This is a genomic window from Pseudoalteromonas sp. Ld19 (assembly GCF_045064135.1).
Taxonomy (GTDB): domain Bacteria; phylum Pseudomonadota; class Gammaproteobacteria; order Enterobacterales; family Alteromonadaceae; genus Pseudoalteromonas; species Pseudoalteromonas aliena.
This window is the reverse complement of record NZ_JBISHA010000017.1, coordinates 471,936-492,463: the sequence shown is the minus strand read 5'-3', so window position 1 is coordinate 492,463 and position 20,528 is coordinate 471,936. Positions and strand designations below refer to the sequence as shown.

Below are 20,528 nucleotides of genomic sequence, written 5' to 3'. Positions count from 1 at the left end.
AGGTATGAAAACGATGTACTCAAGACAATCAGGCAAAGCTCTTTTCCCATTTATTATTACGCTATTGCTAATATTTAGCGTCTACTTATATTTACCGTCTAGCCATGGCGAACAAACAGATTTCTCTAAAATGTCTACTCAGGTATCTGCGCATACTGTTACCTCACAAGAAAATGCTGTCATGATCGAGGCCATCGGCAGTGCACGTGCAAATCAAGCCATTTATATAAAAAGCGCACAAAACGATTATGTCACAGATATTTACTTTAAAGATGGTGACTTAGCCAGTAAAGGCCAAAAGTTAGTACAGCTGCAAAGTAAGCAAGAACAACTTGCTGTTAAAGAGTTAAGTATTAATCTACAAGAAGAAAAACGCCAGCTCAATCGACTAACCGAACTTTCACGCTCGCAATCAACTGCAAAGTCGTTATTAGAAGAACAGCTATCTCGTGTTGATGCAACTAAAGCGCAGCTAGAAAGCGCTACGGTAAAACTAAATGAAATGACAATAACCGCACCGTTTTCTGGTCTTTTAGGTAAGCGTGAAATATCGGTGGGTGCTTATGTTAGCAACGCAACAATAATAACTACGCTTGATGATATTAGTATTATTAAAGTTGATTTTAAAGTACCTGAAAAATACTTGGCGCAACTTAGCGTGGGTATGAAAGTACTTACTCAAAACGACGCTTACCCAGATAAAACCTTTACCGGTAAAGTAACACATATTAGCTCACGTATTGACTTTGTAACACGTAGTGTTGAAGTAACAGCAAGTTTTGCTAATAAATCAGGGTTATTACGCCCAGGTATGCTACTTAACACCGCACTCGAGCTTAGTAGCAATCAAGCTTTAATGGTGCCAGAAAAAGCGGTGATACCTTTGCAAGACAAACACTTTGTTTTTCAAATTAAAGACGGTATAGCTAATCGCATAGAAGTACATGTTGCTAGCAGAAACAACGGCTGGGTTGCTATTGATGAAGGCTTAACAGACGGCCAGCAAATTGTTACCGAAGGGCTGATAAAAATTCGCTCTGGAAGTAAAGTAAGCGTAAAGGGGTAATATGTGAAGATTACAGATACTAGCGTCAAACGCCCCGTTTTTGCCATTGTAATAAATTTACTGCTCCTGACTTTTGGAGTGGTTGCATTTACCATGCTGCCACTTCGAGAATACCCTGATATTGAAACACCTATTGTAAACATCAGTACTGAATATACCGGCGCTTCTGCGGAAATTATAGAAACAAAAATCACCCAAGTTATCGAAAATCGTATCTCGGGTATTGAAGGTATTAAAAGTATTAATTCGTCGAGTCGTAATGGACGTTCAAACATTACTATTGAGTTTGATATAAACCGCGACATAGACGCAGCATCTAACGATGTACGCGAGCGCGTAGCCCGTGCACTTGATAGTTTGCCCGATCAAGTTCGACCGCCAGAAGTGTCTAAATCTAATAGTGATGAAAGCCCAATAGCATGGTTTGTATTAAACAGCGAAACAATGGACTCATTACAACTATCTGACTATGCACAGCGTTTTATAGTTGACCGTTTAGCCGTAGTAGATGGTGTATCTAATGTACGCATTGGTGGTGAACGCCAATATGCCATGAAAATTTGGCTTAATCGACAAGCAATGGCCGCACGGGGTATTACCTCAAGCGACATAGAAAACACTCTTCGTACAGAAAACGTTGAGTTACCGGCTGGCGAAATAGAATCAATAGACCGTGACTTCACCGTGCGAACAGCACGCAGCTATAAAGATCAACGCGACTTTGAAAATCTGGTTATTAAACGCGGTGAAGAAGGTTATTTAGTGCGTTTAGGTGAAGTCGCCGATGTTCACCTTGAAGCCGCCGATGACGAAAGCTTGTTTCGTGGTAACGGTCGTAACATGATTGGTTTAGGTATTGTAAAACAAGCTAAAGCAAACACACTTACCGTAGTCGATAACGCACGTAGCGAACTTGAAAAAATCAAACGAAACTTGCCTGAAGGGACCACTATTCAAGATAGCTATGATTCGTCTGTATTTATTAAAGAATCAATTAGTGAAGTTTACAGCACGCTTGCTATCTCTATGGGTTTAGTCGTGCTCGTTATATTTTTGTTTTTAGGCAATATAAGGGCAACACTTATACCAGCGGTGACTGTACCTGTCGCATTGGTCGGTAGCTTTATGTTTTTATTAGCTATGGGTTACTCAATCAACTTACTTACCCTACTAGCGCTAGTACTCGCTATCGGTTTAGTGGTAGATGATGCCATTGTCATGCTTGAAAACATTCACCGTCGTATTGAACTGGGTGAGCCGCCGTTACTAGCTGCATTTAGAGGCGCGCGTGAAGTCGGTTTTGCTATAGTAGCAACCACGCTTGTACTTATATCTGTGTTTGTACCACTGGTATTTATGGATGGTCGAATCGGTGCATTATTTACAGAATTCGCTATGGCGGTAAGTGCTGCCGTGTTTTTCTCAAGTGTTACGGCACTGACACTGGCACCTGCGCTATGCTCTAAAGTACTTAAAGTATCAGATAAACCAAATAAATTTAGCCAATGGATGGACCGTCAATTTACTAAAATTGAAGTAAGTTACCGCAAGTCACTCTCTACTAATATAACCCGTAAATGGGGCTTAATGGTGAGCTTATTATTAGCGGGCTTTGTTAGTTACTCACTGTTTTTACAAGTTCCCTCTGAGCTAACACCAAAAGAAGACCGTGGTACATTCTTTATCATGATGAGCGGCCCTGAAGGGGCAAGCTACGAAAACAACGCTGCTAATATGGCTAAAATAGAAGAGCGCTTAATGCCTTATTCTGAAGCAGGTGAACTGAGTCGCGTACTTGTTAGAGTACCTGGTTGGGGTGGCAGTGGCGGTGTTGCGATTGTGGGTATGGCCGATTGGGATAAACGCAAACGCTCAACGTGGGAAGTAATGGATGAAATAAGCGGTAAAATGCAAGAAGTGACTGATGTTCGTGCATTTGCCATTATGCGCCGTGGTATTGGCGGTGGTGGCTCATCTCGCCCTATTGAGTTTGTATTGCAAGGTAATGATTACGCACAACTTGCCGACTGGCGTGACCGTATAATTAAGCGTGCTGAGCAAAACCCTGGTCTTGTAAGAATTGACCATGATTACAAAGAAACTTTCCCGCAATTTTTAGTCAGCATAGATAAAAACAAAGCGGCTGATTTAGGCGTGTCGGTATCAGATGTAGGCCGTACGCTCGAAACAATGCTTGGTCAACGCCGCGTGACTACCTTTATTGATCGTGGTGAAGAATATGATGTGATTTTAAAAGGAACGAAAGAAGACTTTGCTAACCCGACCGACATTTCGAATATATACCTAAAATCACGTAGCGGTGAACTAGTGCCACTTGATAGCCTTATCAGCTTAAAAGAGGAAGCAACAGCCTCACGCTTAAACCGTTACAACCGTATGCGCGCAATAACGCTAAGCGCCAACTTAGCAGATGGCTATACGCTTGAAGAAGCACTTAACTTTTTAAACGAAGTCGCTGCTGAGGAAAACGATATAGACGGTGCAGTAGACTACAAAGGTGAGTCGCAACTTTATTACGAAGGCGCATCAGCAATGACCTACGTATTTATACTCGCGTTAACCGTGACCTTTTTAGTACTTGCGGCGCAGTTTGAAAGCTTTATGCACCCGTTTGTAATTATGCTTACCGTACCACTTGGTTTAATGGGTGCTATGTTTGGCCTTTGGGCTACAGGGCTTACCTTAAATATTTACAGCCAAATAGGTATTGTTATGCTCATCGGGTTAAGCGCTAAAAATGGTATTTTGATTGTTGAATTTACTAACCAATTACGCGATAAAGGCGTTGAATTTAGTGAAGCAATATTACAAGCTGCTACACAGCGCTTGCGCCCAATCATTATGACGTCATTAACAACCGTTATGAGCGCAGTGCCTTTAGTACTTGCCTCAGGCCCAGGTGCTGAAAGCCGTATGGTCATTGGTGTAGTCGTATTTACCGGTGTTATTGTATCAACCCTGCTAACTCTTTTTGTTGTACCAGCTGCATATTATGCACTTGCACGTAACACTCAATCACCTGAGTTTTTGCAGCAAAAATTAGACAAACAAGCCGCTGAAAAACCACTAGAAGAGATCTAGTCTATTAATTGCGCCGTAACCTTGTTGTTACGGCGCATACAATTTATGCTCGCCTTTAAACCCCATATACATTTTAGGAATACTTATGAGCTCAACAACGCAAGTAGCAACATTTGGTGGCGGCTGTTTTTGGTGTATAGATGCTGCATTTAGACGTGTAAATGGCGTACTAACCGTAAGTTCTGGCTACACCGGCGGCGAAACTACTAACCCAACATATGATTCTGTATGCTCAGGCACAACCGGTCACGCTGAGGTTGTTGAAATTGAATTTGACGCGACTTTGGTTAGCTTTGAAACACTGTTAGCAATGTTTTTCACACTGCATGATGCAACACAATTGAATCGCCAAGGTAACGATATAGGCACACAGTATAGAAGTGTTGTGTATTATCATGATAACACCCAGCTAAAACAAACCAATGAGATAATAGCTCAACTGCAAAGTCATGTAAGTAATCCAATTGTTACAGAGGTAAGCCCTGCTAGCACTTATTACCCAGCTGAGCACTATCATCAAGACTATTACAATGAAAACCCACAGCAGGGTTATTGCAGTATTTTAATCGCGCCAAAATTACATAAGTTTGAAACCGTGTTCGAAGAGTTTTTGACTGAGTGAATAAATTTAGTCGTACAGTAAAAAGCCCGATTTAAATCGGGCTTTTGTATTTTTTACTCTTTAACGATTAAAACTGGTAACTTGCGCCTGCAAAAAAGCGACGCTCTGGCGTGTTATAGTAGTACACTTTGCCTGTTGTAGCATCTACGTGCGAATCAACAGCGTTATACTCTTTATCAAATAAGTTTTCTACACGAAGCGAAACTTCAATATGTTCATTTACTTGATAATTACCCGCTAAGTTCCAAAGTGTATATGAGCCTAAGCGCGCCTTAGCACCTTGGCGATCGCTACGATATTGCATATCTAAGCTTGCATCAAATGCACCAAACTGCTTTGCAAGTTCCCAGTTAAATGTGCGTTTAGCAACATTGCGTAGCTCTGCGCCAGTTTCTTTATTTTCAGCACTTAAATAAGCAAAGTTAAGGTTGCTATCAAATCCAAAAATCTGTTGAGAAAGGCTAAACTCAAGGCCTTCATAACGCGCTTCATTAATATTAGCTAACGCAAAACTTGTATTATAATCAATTTTATCTTCAATATCGTTTCTGAAAACTGCAACATCAACTTGCGCAAAATCAAAATCGATACTTAATCCAAGTTCACGGTTTACTGATTTTTCTGGCTGTAAACTAGGATTACCAAAAGCTGGAAAATATAAATCGTTAAATGTAGGGGCTTTAAAACCAGTACTTTGATTTATACGAAACGTTGCATCTTTAGATAAACGATAACCAGCAGCTGCGGTATATGTTATTTCGTCACCAAATTGCTCGTCATCATCTTGGCGAACCGTTAAATTAGCCAGCACTTTATCTGCATCGTAGTAAGCTCCTACAAACACAGCCAGTACGTCACGTTCTTGCACTTCAAATATAGTAGAACTTTGCGATACATCGTCGTTATACCAGTTAATACCCCCACTAATATTAAAATTATTAGATAGTCGGTATTGGCCGTTATAATCGACCTGTGTGCGTTTAGTTATAAATGTACTTGTTATTGGCATACCAGTAGAAAAATTAACATAAGTGTTATCAGAGTCATCCGTTGCAAGCGCTAAATCAATGCTGTGCGATTGGTTCGTGTAGTTTTTACTCCAACCTGCAGAAAGCTGATAGTTTTTAAAATCACCTATTTCTACAGTACTTGTGGCAGGGCTAAAGCGACTGTCGTAATCTGCAAAACCTTCACTGTATTGACCTAATAACTTAAAGTTACCGTAGTGTGCATCTGTGTAATTTACTTTAAAACCAAGATTTTTATTTTCATAGCCATCTTCATCTGGTGCTACGCTTTGCAGTACGTCAAAGTTATCTGTTTTTTCAAAGCCTGCGTTAAATGCTGTCGTTATATCATCTGATTTTACAGAGCCTGCAACTTGATAATTTTGATAAGAGTCTGAACCAAATGTAGCGCTTAGAGATAAGTTATCTGACTCACGCGTAATAATATTAATAACACCAGCGAGTGCATCAGAGCCATAAACAGCTGCGCGAGAACCTTTAATAATTTCTATGCGTTCAATACTATTTAGAGGGATATTACTTAATGCTTTTATACCAAGGGTTGCAGAACCTGTACGTACACCGTCAATCAAAATCAACGTATCGCCAGAGCCCGTACCACGCAGTGAAACACCTGTATTTTGACCAAAACCACCGTTTGGGTTAACTTGAAAACCCACCTGTTTACTTAGTAATGCTGGTAAATCGCGTACGTTACTTGCTTCTATTTCAGCACGTTCAATAACATTTACGCTCGCTAAAACATCATTAATTGATTGCTCAAGCTTATTAGCTGTAACGGTTATTTTTTCAATTGATTGTTCTGCACCAGACGCAGAAAATGAAAGCGCAGCAGAAATTGCAACGCCAAGGGTTGTTTTGTTTAGCATGAGATCCCCTACCTTTGCCCACCGCAAAGATTTAAGTAAGTAAGATTGCATCAAGGCCGGTCTCCGGACTCAGTAAGCACATAAAAACATGCCATACTTTACCGTTGCGGGGGCAGTGTTGGGTTTGTAGTCATCGTGAAAACGCACCAACTTCCCGATTATCCTGCTAAAAACTTATTAACTTGAAGCGTTTAGCAAGCACCTTGAAAATATGCCGCTATTGTGAGTATTTTGTTGATAAATGTCAATGGACGTCTATATAGCTAAATACAGATTTACCAATGTGAGTTATGAAAGAGCAAGCCCATATAACAAAAAAGCCAAACACTGCTGTTTGGCTTTTAATTAACCCCCTAGCTGGTTAGCTAGATTTTTGGAGGTGTTTTAATCACGGAAATTTTTAAATTGGAAAGGCTGGCCTAAATCGGCGCTGCGCACAACCTGCATTGCTTCTTGAAGGTCGTCGCGTTTTTTACCTGTTACACGTACTTCTTCACCTTGAATCGCCGCTTGCACTTTAACTTTCGAGTCTTTAATGGCTTTTACAACTTTTTTAGCCATGTCTTTTTCGATGCCTTGCTTTAACCCTACATTACGAAAAACATTTTTGCCTGCACGACTAATATCTTGTAGCTCTAAACTTGATACGTCCATGCCACGCTTAGATATTTTGTTCGCCAAAATATCAAATAACTGCATAACCTGAGAGTCTGCTTCGGCTTTTAATTTAATTGTTTTATCATTTAACTCTATAGATGCATCAACGCCTCTAAAGTCAAAGCGTGTTTCTAGTTCACGATTTGCGTTATCGACTGCGTTTTTAGCTTCGTTCATTTCTACTTCAGATACAATATCAAATGAAGGCACTGGTTTCTCCTAACGGTCTAATACCAATTTTATTAAAAACATGATCATTCTAGCGTATTAAATAACTTACTAACGAGGTTAAAAATTATTTATATAGAACAACTATGTATCATAATTTTAGCCTTATTATTGAGCTATTTTCTTATCGCTATAATAGATCACTAATTTAATGCAATTGGTGTAATCTTAATTTATGCCGCAATTATAACGCTAAAATAATAAATCTTTACATTTTTCTGCACCTTGTTCAGGTGCGATACTAAATTAGTTTGATATACTTCGGTCTCTTTTTTAAGCGATTTTAGGATTTGTCGTGACAAGGCGTGTTTACCAAGCAATTTTTTTGATCAGTATCGTAGCGTTTACCTTTTTATTTGCCAAAGAAATAAAAGGAGGGGTTACAAATTTATTCCCTCATATTGATAAAGTAGCCCACTTTGGGATTTTTTTCGCACTTGCCATAATAATGGATAAGGCATTTAAGCTACCTTTATACGCACAAATATTGTTACTAGCAGGTTATGGCGCTTGCATCGAAATAATGCAAGATGCCCTTCCTTACAGGCAAGCATCTATAGGTGATTTTATTGCCGATTTTGCAGGTGCAGCTAGCTATTTTTTACTCAGAGTGATTTTTACTCCTCGCAAAAAGAATCCTTATGACTAATATTCTTGTTGTTGGTGATGGTGCAATTGGTTTACTTTTAAGTCATTTTTTAAGTAACCAACACAACGTTTATGTTTTAACACGTAAAGCTACAAATAATACGCGCTTTTATAGTCGTAAAAACAGTGCCTCACAAAAAATAAATGCCCGCTTCATCTCACTAAATCAACTAGCTGCACAACCAAAATTTGACGTGATATTAATGACTGTGAAAGCTTTTCAAGTGCAAAGCGCGTTTGAGCAGGTAAAGCCTTACTTAACTGAGCACACAAATATAGTACTTTCACATAATGGCATGGGTAATGTTGAAGAATTAAAGTCAGAATTAATCCCAAGCCAAGCTCTCTACTTTTTAACAACAAGTATGGCAGGCTTTAAATCGAATCAATACATTGTGCAACATACCGGTGAAGGCCAAAGTGTAATTGGTGGCTGCAATAGTTTAGCACTTAAAAACATATCAACTATGGCTAACACTTTAAAAAGTATTCCAAAGCTACACGCTACAAGCAACATACAACAACTACGATTCGAGAAACTATTCGTTAATATTGCCATAAATCCATTAAGTGCATTACATAACGTTAAAAATGGCCAACTTCGCGATCCCCAATACAATTCAATGATCATCAATTTACTCACTGAAGCATGTAACATTGCAAAAGCACAAGGCCTTAATATTCCTTTAATTAATGCACTAACTACAGCCTATAACGTAATGGAACTAACAGCGCAAAATTACTCTTCCATGCAACAAGATGTGATTAACGAGAGGCCAACTGAAATAACAGCAATGTGTGGTTATATTAATGAACAGGGTAAAGTTTATAATATTAAAACCCCCTATAATAATCAGTTATTAGCTAAAATTCAGGCAAAAAAAAGCGTGGTATAAACCACGCTTATATCAATTTTTAACTTTTATGGACGATAAACCTTTACAGTATCAAAGCCTTGCTCTTGCAACATAAGTGCCTGTAGCTGACTCATTACGCCTCTATCACAATATAAATAATAGTCCGTATTTTTTGGTAAATCACCAAACTTAGTTGCTAAGCGAAAAAATGGTAAGTGTATTACTTCAACTCCGTCTATCTCAAGTGGCGATGCGTCTTCTTCCTCTGGAGAGCGAATATCAACAACAACCGCGCCCGCAGGTAAATCAGCAACTGACTCAGCTTCTTTTAGCTCTTGCTTAGCCTCAACATCGATATCGCGCACATCCATTGTACGTGCATTATCTACCACCGTATCAAGCACATCAAAGTCGAACTTTTCTTCTTCGGCTTCTATTACTTCAATTTTGGCTTTAACAGTCGGCTTTTTAGAAATAACACCACAGTATTCTGGCATCGTTTCGGCCATTTCGGCGGTACCAATTTGGCGAGCTAGGTTGATAATTTCTTGTTTGTCGTTTTGAATAAGCGGGCGTAAAATAAGCGTTTCAGTTACACGATCAATCACGCTTAAATTAGCTAATGTTTGACTAGATACTTGCCCAATACTTTCTCCGGTAACAAGTGCTTGAATGTTTAGCTTTTGCGCTACAACACTCCCCGCGCGCATCATCATACGCTTAAGCACGACACCCATTTGGCTGTTTTCAACGTTTTCTAAAATTTCAGCGACAACGGGTTCAAAATCAATAGTTATAAATTTAACTTTGTGTGTTGAACTGTATTTTTTCCATAAAAAATAGCTTGCTTGTTTAACACCAATTTCGTGCGCTGCGCCACCTAAATTAAAGAATAAAAAGTGTGTACGCGCACCTTTTCGAATCATTTGATAACTTGCTACGCCAGAATCAAAGCCACCAGACATCAGCGAAAGTACATCTTCTTGAGTTGGCAACGGGAAGCCCGCCATACCAAAATGCGTTTGCGAAACAATGTAAGCTTTATCGTCTTTTACTTCTAGGCGTATTGTCACTTCTGGGCGGCTAAGTTTAACGCTTGCGCCTTCAATGTGCTGATTTAACCCGCCGCCAACATAGCGTTCTAAATCAGTTGAGGTAAAGTCGTGTTGCCCTATACGCTTAGCACGTACGCAAAAGGTTTTACCTACAATAGTATGACCAACTAAAGCGATGGTTTTTTGATAGATATCATCGAGTGTTTCAAATTGCGTTTCGGTTACTTCAATAAACTGAACAATACCAGGTATGCGCTTAAGGCTGTCGATAAACTCAAGGCGAACTTGTGCATCTTCAAGCTTGGTAACAACTGAAATATTATCCCAGTTATTTCTTACTTGTACTTTTTCGTCAACACGACGCAATACAATCTTAATGTTATTTTCTAACACTTTGGTAAAGCGTTTACGGACTGAACGGCTTTTAATGGCTATTTCAGGGTGTAGTTTGACGATAAATTTAAGCATAGTTCACTCTTAGACTGCGGGAATTCGCGCTCCCAGACATTTGGCGCGCGATTATAACAAAAAATTCAGCGTCTAGGAAATAACCAAAACTCAATCGTTAGATATCACTTTGGGCATGTTGTGCTAACTCAGTGTATTTATCTCTTAACTGATTAAGCTTATTAATACTTTTATCCGTACTGTAAGCTCTAAATAATGTCAGTACTTTTAAAATGCCATGATAAATATCTTGCTCTAACAGTGTCCCACTTAATCTACGCGCTTTAATATAAGGCGTCCAAAAACTTACTGTAAGCTTTAGTGTGTGAGCCAGCTCAATAGCATCTTCTTCATCTATAGCAATCATTTCACTATCACGTAAACCAAGAATAATCTTACGCACCTGCTCTAATAACTCTAATTGAAAGTCAATATAGGCCTGCTTTAAATAGGCATCTCGCGATAAAATATCACCTAGATTGTCGTAAAAAAAATGATATCGCCACATCAATTCAAATAACGAGTCTAAGTAGGCTGTTAAATGGCTAAAAGCATCATCGTCTTTATTAATTGGTTTAAAGTGAGTGCTTAAATGATCACGATAAAGTGCAAATATATGACGAATAATGTCTTCTTTATTTTTAAAATGATAGTAAAGATTACCAGGGCTCATCCCTAAATGCGACGCAATATGATTGGTCGATATTGCACGTTCACCTTGTTCGTTAAATAACGAAATACTGGTGTGTATTATTTTGTCCTTGGTATTCATATGCTAATACTCAAATTATCTAAGGGCTACGTTACACTAAAAAAGAGGCTATGCAGTATAAACAAATATCTACCATATAACACTCCTACCCCACATATTCCCTTTGAAGCATTGCTATTTGCAATTGCTGATTTGTGCAAAAAACACTGTTAAACTAACGTTAAAATAATAAATAGTGAATATTATGAACATAACTGCAATTTACCCTGGCACTTTTGATCCGCTGACAAACGGTCATACTGACCTTATTCAGCGTGCTGCAAAAATGTTTGATACCGTATTAGTCGCTATTGCGCATAACCCGAGTAAAAAACCTTGTTTTAGTCTTGAGGAACGTGTGGAGCTGGCCAACACCATTTTAAGTCATTTAGATAACGTGAAAGTAATTGGTTTTTCAGGGCTGCTGGCAGATTTAGCAAGAGATAATAATGCCAATGTATTGATTCGTGGAATTAGAGCGGTATCTGACTTTGATTACGAGTTTCAACTCGCTAATATGAATCGCCGCCTCAACCCAGATTTAGAAAGCGTATTTTTAACCCCAGCAGAGAGAAACTCTTTTATTTCCTCAACACTTGTTAAAGAAGTGGCACGTCACAATGGTGATGTCAGCGAATTTGTAGACCCTGTTATAGTAAAGGCTTTAAAAACCAAATTAGGCTGTGACTCTTAATAGCCATTGACTGCATTAGCGCATTATAAGCATGCGCTAATTAGGTGCTTTTCTGCTCTAGATAATATATGACTACAAAACACCTTATGAGATTACCCAAGGTAATAAATTTTCATCGTAAATTATTATAACTTAGCTGAAAAATACAAACACAACCTATACTGATAGTTATAGCCTTTTGTAGATTTTTTTAGGTTTTAAAAGGCTAACGAGTTTACCTTTAAGTATGTGAAGGCCTAAAAAATCTCTATCGGTTATTAGGGCTACAATCATCATCAAGTCAATTATATTTACTGAAAATGCGTATATATTCCAAAGAAACCAAGGTTCTTGGTTTTTGTATATATACATATCTATATACATAGATAAAAATAAAGAGGAATTAATTGTTAAACCTACAATTAAATATAAAAATGAGGAAGTTGATTTCTTAATAATTAAAAAAGCCATAGTAAGAACAGCTATGGTGATTAAATCGTATATGGCCCAATCTAATAAAGTAGTTGTTTTGATCGATAACCACGTAAAGAAGTAATCTGACACTGTATATGAGAGCATCATAACAAATGAACTGAGTAATAAGGTCGTATTTCTTTTTACACCAAGGGAATAAACAAAGGCATTAAAGAAGAACGCCATTAGAAAACCCCACATTGTGAGAGCAGATAACGAAAAAAAGCCAAAAAACTCAGTTAAAAACATTCGTAGCCTTTATATATCATTTAGGTTTAATAGGTATCATTCCGCCACCACGTTGAAGTTCAGCTCCAGCTGCTGCCATGGCTTCTTGAGAGATACTTACTGTATCAGACTGCAGGGTTTTAGGGCTAGCAGTTTGTTCCATTGCAGGCTTTAATTGTTGCGTTTTATTGTATGCTTGCATCTGTACTTGGCTATTGTTTGAAATTTGCATGTAATTGTTCCTTATAAAGTTATATTTGGCGCAACTTTTAATCACACCATTGTACCGTTAAACACGTTATATATTTTAGTCCAAGTAGCCACTTTTGCTACTTGGTTTATATTAAAGCAACCAGTGTGCCAATTTTTTTTGACACGAGAAAATTAAGAATAAAAATTGCTGGTAAATGAATGCAGAGCAATTACCGAGAACAACCAAATAACGAAACTTTGCCTTGCTATTAACAAGATTTTCTTACTTCAAAATAGACCACTTAATTAAGCGAATTGGAATAAAAGCGCACAGGGATAACCGTACGCTTTTGTATCTAGGGAATTTAAGCTACATATTTACATGGGATCTCCGCACCTTTACTTAACCTTAAAATATATTCCATTGCGACTTCGTCACAATTATCTTTACGAAGACAAAGCTCACAGTCTTTCATTACTTTTTCAGGCAAACTCTCTTTTGTACAAAATGTAAAACACTGTTTTTCGAAAAATTCTGGTACACGCGTTAGCACTATGACTCTATTTAGTGCCAATTTTTTGGCTTTTATTAATAGATGATCAACTAACTGCCTTCCTTGTCCCGTTACTGTACTTTGTGGATCTATTCCTAATGAGCGTATTTCGGCAAGCCCCGTATCGTAAATATATAAAGAAGCGCAACCTGTTACCCTACCGTTAATTTCAGTAACCGCAAATTCATTTATAGAATGCACCATGTCACTTTTTGCACGCGGTAAGTTTTCACCTACTGTAGCCCAGTGCTGAATGAGCTTAGCTATTGACTCAACATCATCTAGATTTGCATCACGAACCGTTATTTGCTGTTTTTTTTTGGCGGCTTTAATTGCCCCCGTTACTTGCTCTATCGATGTGCCGCCAAAAGCTTGACGGGCTTTTATACATGCGTCTATTTCTAAAACCGGATATACATCGTCTTCAAAAACATCATTTACTGATTTGTACTGTTCAAGCGAAAGTGCTTCTAGTGTTTTATTTTCACTAATAGCTAGCTGCACTAAAACACCTACAATGTGATGCCCCTCCCTAAAGGGTATGCCCTTAGCCACAAGGTAGTCAGCCAGCTCTGTTGCATTAGCATGACCCCCTTTAGCAGCCGCAAGCGTACGCTCGCCTTTTACTTTTATACCTTTAATACATGCTTGAGCCATATGAATACACGCAAGCCATGTTGGCATCGCGTCGAAAATGCCTTCTTTATCTTCTTGCATGTCTTTGTTGTAAGCCAATGGAAGTGCTTTTAGCGTCATCATCATTGCACTAAATGCACCAAACACACGTCCCGTTTTACCGCGAATAAGTTCGAGTGCGTCTGGATTCTTTTTTTGTGGCATTAAAGACGAACCAGACGTCACATTATCTGCAAGTTCTATAAAGCCGGCTTCACCCGAATTATAAAAAATCAAATCTTCAGACATACGCGATAAATGAATCATCGAAATTGACGCACAGCTTAATAACTCTACAACAAAATCGCGATCGGATACGCCATCAAGACTATTTTTAGTCGCACCAGTAAAACCCAAACCTTGCGCAAGTGCTTGACGATCAATTGGATAAGCAGTGCCAGCCAACGCGCCACTGCCTAGCGGGCAATAGTTCATACGGGCTTTAGCGTCTTGTAAACGGCTTTCGTCGCGTTCCAGCATTTCAACGTATGCCATACACCAGTGACTAAATAGTACTGGTTGAGCGCGCTGTAAATGAGTGTAACCTGGCAAAATAGTACCGAGTTCTCGCTCAGCAAGCGCTACAAATTCACCTTTTAATTGTGCGATTGCTTTTAAAATATGCTCGGCTGTATCTCTACACCATAATCTAAAGTCTGTCGCTACTTGGTCATTACGGCTTCTGCCTGTATGTAATTTTTTAGCTAAATCACCTACTTTTTCGATTAATGCAGCCTCAACATGTGAATGAATATCCTCTGCGCCTGATGTTGCTACAGCGAGTGGATCACCTTTTACTTCTTCAAGTAACTCATACAATGCCGCAACAAGTTTTTTGTGTTCATCATTTGATAACACATTGACTTGCTCAAGTGCGCCAGCCCATGCCACAGAGCCGATAATATCTTGCTCTGCTAACTGATAATCGAAGGGAAGAGAGTCGTTAAATTGCTTAAACGCCTCATCTGGACCCGTAGAAAAACGTCCGCCCCATAATGCCATGAAATATCTCCAAACCCTTTAGTGCCCCTTTACAGGGGCGTAATAATTTACTTTTTAGCGAGTGCTGAAATTCTGCTTGAAAGCGAAAATAAACGAATAAAGCCTTCAGCGTGTGATTGGTCGTACACATCGTCTTCGCCAAATGTAGCAAATGCTTCGCTATATAAACTATTTGGTGACTGCTTTTGAACCGCAGTTACTTGACCTTTATATAGCTTAAGTACCACTTCACCTGTTGCCACTTTAGAAAGCGCTTCTGCACCGGCTAAAATAGAATCTTTAAGTGGTGTAAACCAACGGCCGTCGTATACTAAATGAGAAAATTCACCACCCAATACTTCTTTCCATTTACGGCTTGCTTTATCAAGTACTAGCTCATCAATTGCTTGAAGTGCAGCCATAATGACTGTGCCGCCTGGCGTTTCGTAACAACCGCGTGACTTCATGCCCACTAAACGGTTTTCTACAATATCAACACGTCCAACACCATGAGGTGATGCAATGTCGTTTAATTTAACTAGGCAATCGTATGGTTTAAGCTCGACGCCATTTACAGCAACCACTTCGCCTTCAACAACTTTTAATGTTACTAATTCTGATTTGTCTGGTGCTTGCTCTGGAGAGTTAGTCCAAGTCCATACTTGCTCTGTGGGTTGACACCATGGATCTTCAAGTTCGCCACCTTCGTGCGAAATATGCCATGCATTGGCATCACGACTATAAATTTTTGTAGCTGACGCTGAACAGGGAATATCACGCTCAGCTAAGTAATTGAGTAATGATTCACGACTGGATAAATCCCACTCACGCCATGGCGCAATTACTTTTAAATCAGGGGCAAGGGCCGCAAAACATGATTCAAAACGAACTTGATCATTACCTTTACCTGTACAACCATGAGAAAGTGCATCAGCACCTACTTTACGTGCAATTTCAACCTGTGCTTTAGCAATAATAGGACGCGCCATAGACGTACCTAATAAATAAGTACCTTCGTAAATTGAACCGGTTTTAAGTGTTGGGTAAATGTAATCACTTACCATTTCATCTTTTAAGTCAACTACGTAACATTCAGATGCACCAGAGGCGATTGCTTTAGCTTCTACGCCTTCAAGCTCTTCTGCGCCTTGGCCTACATCAGCTACAAACGCGATTACTTCGCAGCCGTAGTTTTCTTTTAACCATGGCACAATAGCCGACGTATCAAGACCACCTGAATAGGCTAAAACGACTTTTTTAATTGAACTCATAGGTGTTCCTTAACAAAATTTGGGTTTAGTAATGTCACTAACAGAGCATTTTGCGCATGCATGCGATTCTCTGCTTGTTGAATAATTCTTGATGCTGGACCATCCATTACCTCTGAGGTAATTTCAAATTCACGGTGTGCCGGTTGGCAATGTAAAACCGTAGTTGCACCGGTTTGATTTAGTAATGCCTGATTTAATTGATAAGGCATATATTTTTCTTTAACTTGCTCAAGCGGTGTTGTATCACCCATTGATACCCATGTATCTGCGTATACAACGTTTGCACCAACAGCTGCTTCAACACGGTCACTTACCATCACTGATGCACCATTCATTGCTGCAATTTGCTCTGCTTTTTTAAGTATTTGTGAATCAGGCGAACACCCTTTTGGTGTTACAGCAACAAAGTCAGTACCTAAAGTAGCAGCAAGTAACATCAATGAATGAGTCACGTTATTACCTTCACCTAAGTAAGCAACTTTAAGCTGACTCACATCGCCATGTACTTCTTGAAGCGTTAAAAAATCAGCCAGTGCTTGGCATGGGTGATACAAATCACACAAACTATTTACTACAGGTACCGATGAGAACTCACCTAACGTAGCTAATGTACTGTGCTGATTTACACGCGCCACAATACCGTCAGCCCAAGTAGAAATATTAAGTGCGAAATCTTTAATTGATTCACGTGCGCCCATAGCACCATTTTGCTGATCTAAATAAACTGCATGACCACCTAAACGATTTATACCAATATCAAATGATAAACGAGTACGTAAACTTTGTTTTTCAAACAATGTAACGATTGATTTTCCCGCTAATACATTGCTGTATTTTTCTGGCTTTGCTTTTATATCTTGCGCTAGCTTTAATAAATTAAGTGCGCTTTCTTGGTCTAACTCTAAACCCGTTAAAAAATTCTCAAACATAATAAACCTATGGTGTAATTTTAGTTCCTACGTGCTTGCCCTCAAGCAAAGCAATTAAATTTTCTGGCTTTTGCCAGCTGGAAATATACACACCGCGTCGTAAGTGTTGGGCAGCGTGAAGACTGGTCTTAACTTTGACCTCCATCCCGCCCACAATTACTCCATCCGTAATTAAAGTATCAATGTGTTTTGTGTCAAGTTGATGTAACGGCTGCTTATTAGCATCAAGCACCGCTTCTACATCAGTCATAAATATAAGTTCTGCATTTAAATTACCCGCAATAGCTGCTGCAGCTTCATCAGCATTTACGTTGTACCAAAGCCCTTGTTCATCAAAACCAATAGAACTAACGATGGGTAAGCGGCCAAGTTTAAGTAAATCGTTAACAATAGAATCGTCATTGCTTGTGCATTTACCCACTAAGCAAAGCGCTTTTAACTTTTGTGTAGCGCTAACACCCGCCTCGAAAAGACTCAAACCAACAGGCTTATGACCAGTACGAATAGCTTGAGCCATTAATTGTTTATTTGCACAACCAGCAAGGGCACCCACTATATAAGGCATTTGCTCTGCGGGGCTGATACGCAAACCTTGGTGTTTAGCACTAGCAAAGCCAGCCCCTTTTAACCAAGTATCAACAAGTACACCACCGCCATGCACAATGACAAACTCATCATTTGTTTGCTCATTGAGTACATCAAACAACGCTTTTGCTGCATTTTCTGTATTAAGTACTGCACCACCGAGTTTAATAACCCACGTTTTTTTACTCATTTAAAACGCTCCTTTTAAGCCCGTAGTGTGATCTAAGTTCATTGATAAATTGATGCACTGCAAAGCTTGTCCAGCAGCGCCTTTTAATAAATTATCAATTGCAGCTATTACAATGAGCTGCTGCCCTTGTTGCTGCCAACCAATATCAACATAGGGCTGCTTTGTTACGCCTTTAATGGATGGAATCTTATCGCCGAGTAAACGAATAAGAGGTTCATTAGCAAGAACTTGATACGCTTGATTTACCTGAACACTTGTTACATTTGGTTTTAATTGCACATAAATAGTTTCTAAAATACCACGAGGAAAGTTGCCTAAGTGCGGCGTAAATAACACTTGGTGACCAAGGTGTTGCTCAATTTCAGGACCGTGACGGTGGTTAAATAAACCATAAGGAGCAAGTGATACCTCACAAAAATGAGTACCTACACTGGCTTTACGCCCAGCACCAGTTACACCCGACACCGCATTAATGATAATACGTTGCTCGCTTAACAAACCTGCTTGTTGTAGGGGTTTCAATGCATTAAGTGCAGCTGTAGGGTAACACCCTGCCACAGCAACTAATTGAGCTTCAGCAATTGCATCGCCATTCCATTCAGCTAAACCATAAGCAGCTTTATTTAATAACTCAGGATGTTTGTGCTCAAAACCATAGTAGGTAACGTAATCATCATTGCTCGCAAGGCGATAACCGCCAGATAAATCAAAGACCTTTTTACTCATTGCTAAAAAACGCGGTGCTAAATCAACACTCACTTTATGATCAGTACATAAACACACATAATCAGCACCAATTTGAATATCATCAAAAGCTGATTCACTAAGAGGAAGTAATGGTAGGTCAAGCAAGCCGAGATGCTCTGGGTATAAATCACTCAGCAATTTTTTTTTATCTAAGCTACCCTCAGATACATAACAGCCTGTTAACGTTAAGTTTGGGTGTTTAACAACTAAACTTGCTAACTCTGCGCCGCTGTATCCACTTGCGCCAATAATCACTACATTCATTTGTATCTCGTTATCTTAAAATTAGTTATTACTTACCTATAATGTTCGCTTAAACTAGCCTTGGCGCTAATTCAGCCTTTTATTAATGAATTTTGATTATCGTCGCACTGTTTTCATAACGTTACTTTTAATATATTTATGCTTAAAAAGTGAATTGATATTCATCATAAATACTTTTATATTGTTATGCAATTAAATTGAATACTTATTTTGGATTTTTTATGCCTTTGCCATCGTTTATTTCTATGTATCAACAACTGATTGCAGCTCCTTCTATCAGTGCAATTGAAGACAGCCAGTGTATGAGTAATAAAAGCGTCATTGAGTTACTTACACAATGGTGCGAAACACTTGGTTTTACGTGTGAAATTATTGAACTAGAAGGCGCTAAGGGTCGCTATAATTTATTAGCCAGACGCGGAAAAGGCGATGGAGGACTAATGCTTGCGGGTCATACCGATACAGTACCGTTTGATGATAGCCGCTGGAATCACAACCCATTTAAACTTACCGAACTCGATAATAAATTATACGGGCTGGGAAGCATTGATATGAAAGGTTTTTTTGCTTTTGTGCTACAAGCTATTAGTGAACTTGATGAAAAACAGCAAACTCAACCTATTTTAATACTCGCCACTGCCGACGAAGAAACTACAATGGCCGGTGCACAACAAATTTGTAGGCACCCAAATTTAAAACCTGCGCGCTGTATCATTGGCGAACCGACTGATATGACTCCAGTATTTACACATAAAGGACATATGAGTACAGCAATTAGAGTAATTGGACGTTCAGGGCATAGCTCCGATCCCGAACGTGGTATTAACGCCATCGAAGTAATGCATAAAATCATTTCAAAGTTACTGATCTTAAAAGAGCAATTAAAGCATAAATATTCATTAGAACATTTTAAAATACCTTACCCTACATTGAATTTTGGTAATATTCATGGTGGTGACAACGCGAATAGAATTTGTGGTTGCTGCGAAATGCATATAGATATGCGACCGCTTCCAGGGCTAAGTGTGAAAGAGTTGCAAGCATTAGTACTTGACGCAACTAAAGAGATTAATCAGCAATACCCTAATGCGGTCAGCGTCATTGATCTACACGAGCCGATCCCCGCCTTTACTGGCAGCACCGACAGTGCTTTGGTGATATTAGCTGAAAAAATAGCAGGGCAAAAAGCCATTGCAGTAAATTACTGTACCGAAGCACCTTTTATTCAGCAACTAGGGTGTGAAACTATTGTAATGGGGCCAGGCTCAATTAACCAAGCACATCAACCTGACGAATTTTTAGCAATGGAAAAAATAAAACCATCACAACAAATAATCACCGATATTATTAAAGTAAGTTGTTTTGGCGATCAAAATTACTAATTAACCTGAACTCTGGATAATAACTTAAAATAATAAAGGCGCCAATTGACGCC

18 protein-coding genes and 1 riboswitch are annotated in these 20,528 nt (G+C 39.1%); of the genes, 7 read left to right on the top strand and 11 right to left on the bottom strand.

The features are described 5' to 3' along the window. Positions 1-13: 13 nt before the first annotated feature. The 3 genes from ACJJVZ_RS07405 to msrA all read left to right on the top strand — a co-directional run bounded on the left by ACJJVZ_RS07405 (position 14) and on the right by msrA (position 4,790). On the top strand, positions 14-1,066 hold the full coding sequence (locus ACJJVZ_RS07405; RefSeq protein ID WP_405599431.1) for an efflux RND transporter periplasmic adaptor subunit: 1,053 nt from the start codon (positions 14-16) through the stop codon (positions 1,064-1,066). A 3-nt stretch (positions 1,067-1,069) separates the two neighbouring features. After that, on the top strand, positions 1,070-4,168 hold the full coding sequence (locus ACJJVZ_RS07400; protein WP_193155857.1) for an efflux RND transporter permease subunit: 3,099 nt from the start codon (positions 1,070-1,072) through the stop codon (positions 4,166-4,168). A gap of 85 nt (positions 4,169-4,253) precedes the next feature. After that, positions 4,254-4,790, top strand: coding sequence for a peptide-methionine (S)-S-oxide reductase MsrA (msrA, locus tag ACJJVZ_RS07395; RefSeq protein ID WP_405599429.1), 537 nt, complete (start codon positions 4,254-4,256; stop codon positions 4,788-4,790). A 67-nt stretch (positions 4,791-4,857) separates the two neighbouring features. Here the strand turns inward: msrA and ACJJVZ_RS07390 are convergent, their stop codons facing one another. Continuing rightward, on the bottom strand, positions 4,858-6,687 hold the full coding sequence (locus ACJJVZ_RS07390; protein WP_405599427.1) for a TonB-dependent receptor domain-containing protein: 1,830 nt from the start codon (positions 6,685-6,687) through the stop codon (positions 4,858-4,860). A 36-nt stretch (positions 6,688-6,723) separates the two neighbouring features. After that, positions 6,724-6,908: riboswitch (cobalamin riboswitch) on the bottom strand. A 163-nt stretch (positions 6,909-7,071) separates the two neighbouring features. Beyond that, complete coding sequence (locus ACJJVZ_RS07385; RefSeq protein ID WP_024611901.1) at positions 7,072-7,554, bottom strand: YajQ family cyclic di-GMP-binding protein; 483 nt, start codon at positions 7,552-7,554, stop codon at positions 7,072-7,074. 313 nt (positions 7,555-7,867) lie between these two features. Here ACJJVZ_RS07385 and ACJJVZ_RS07380 point away from each other — a divergent pair, with 313 nt between their 5' ends. Continuing rightward, on the top strand, positions 7,868-8,221 hold the full coding sequence (locus tag ACJJVZ_RS07380; protein ID WP_405599425.1) for a VanZ family protein: 354 nt from the start codon (positions 7,868-7,870) through the stop codon (positions 8,219-8,221). After that, positions 8,214-9,116 carry a ketopantoate reductase family protein gene (locus ACJJVZ_RS07375; protein WP_193155861.1) on the top strand — a complete coding sequence of 301 codons (903 nt, stop codon included), beginning with the start codon at positions 8,214-8,216 and terminating at the stop codon, positions 9,114-9,116. Before ACJJVZ_RS07380 ends, ACJJVZ_RS07375 begins: the two co-directional genes overlap by 8 nt. Before the next feature lie 26 nt (positions 9,117-9,142). Here ACJJVZ_RS07375 and thiI read toward each other — a convergent pair whose 3' ends face one another. Then, entirely contained in the window at positions 9,143-10,600 is a 1,458-nt protein-coding gene (gene thiI / locus ACJJVZ_RS07370; RefSeq protein WP_405599423.1) for a tRNA uracil 4-sulfurtransferase ThiI, read from the bottom strand. Positions 10,601-10,697: 97 nt separating this feature from the next. Beyond that, positions 10,698-11,351, bottom strand: coding sequence for a TetR/AcrR family transcriptional regulator (locus ACJJVZ_RS07365; protein ID WP_077535755.1), 654 nt, complete (start codon positions 11,349-11,351; stop codon positions 10,698-10,700). Between the two features lie 184 nt (positions 11,352-11,535). Here ACJJVZ_RS07365 and coaD point away from each other — a divergent pair, with 184 nt between their 5' ends. Continuing rightward, positions 11,536-12,024, top strand: a complete 489-nt coding sequence (gene coaD / locus ACJJVZ_RS07360; RefSeq protein WP_138586620.1) for a pantetheine-phosphate adenylyltransferase — start codon at positions 11,536-11,538, stop codon at positions 12,022-12,024. A 168-nt stretch (positions 12,025-12,192) separates the two neighbouring features. Here coaD and ACJJVZ_RS07355 read toward each other — a convergent pair whose 3' ends face one another. From ACJJVZ_RS07355 to argC, 7 genes are all read right to left on the bottom strand, one after another. Further along, entirely contained in the window at positions 12,193-12,726 is a 534-nt protein-coding gene (locus tag ACJJVZ_RS07355; RefSeq protein ID WP_405599419.1) for a hypothetical protein, read from the bottom strand. A gap of 16 nt (positions 12,727-12,742) precedes the next feature. Further along, on the bottom strand, positions 12,743-12,937 hold the full coding sequence (locus ACJJVZ_RS07350) for a hypothetical protein (RefSeq protein ID WP_405599417.1): 195 nt from the start codon (positions 12,935-12,937) through the stop codon (positions 12,743-12,745). Between the two features lie 325 nt (positions 12,938-13,262). Beyond that, positions 13,263-15,128 (bottom strand): argininosuccinate lyase, encoded by a 1,866-nt coding sequence (gene argH, locus ACJJVZ_RS07345; protein WP_405599415.1) that lies wholly within the window; start codon positions 15,126-15,128, stop codon positions 13,263-13,265. 47 nt (positions 15,129-15,175) lie between these two features. Continuing rightward, positions 15,176-16,378: an argininosuccinate synthase gene (locus ACJJVZ_RS07340; RefSeq protein ID WP_405599412.1), complete on the bottom strand. Its 1,203-nt coding sequence runs from the start codon at positions 16,376-16,378 to the stop codon at positions 15,176-15,178. Beyond that, on the bottom strand, positions 16,375-17,307 hold the full coding sequence (locus ACJJVZ_RS07335; protein WP_138585088.1) for an ornithine carbamoyltransferase: 933 nt from the start codon (positions 17,305-17,307) through the stop codon (positions 16,375-16,377). The genes ACJJVZ_RS07340 and ACJJVZ_RS07335 overlap by 4 nt, the downstream gene beginning before the upstream one ends. A gap of 7 nt (positions 17,308-17,314) precedes the next feature. After that, positions 17,315-18,082: an acetylglutamate kinase gene (gene argB / locus ACJJVZ_RS07330; RefSeq protein ID WP_405599409.1), complete on the bottom strand. Its 768-nt coding sequence runs from the start codon at positions 18,080-18,082 to the stop codon at positions 17,315-17,317. After that, complete coding sequence (gene argC, locus ACJJVZ_RS07325; protein ID WP_405599407.1) at positions 18,083-19,093, bottom strand: N-acetyl-gamma-glutamyl-phosphate reductase; 1,011 nt, start codon at positions 19,091-19,093, stop codon at positions 18,083-18,085. 221 nt (positions 19,094-19,314) lie between these two features. On the opposite strand from argC, the gene argE reads away from it, so the two are divergent. Then, positions 19,315-20,475, top strand: a complete 1,161-nt coding sequence (argE, locus tag ACJJVZ_RS07320; RefSeq protein WP_193155869.1) for an acetylornithine deacetylase — start codon at positions 19,315-19,317, stop codon at positions 20,473-20,475. Positions 20,476-20,528: the final 53 nt, after the last annotated feature.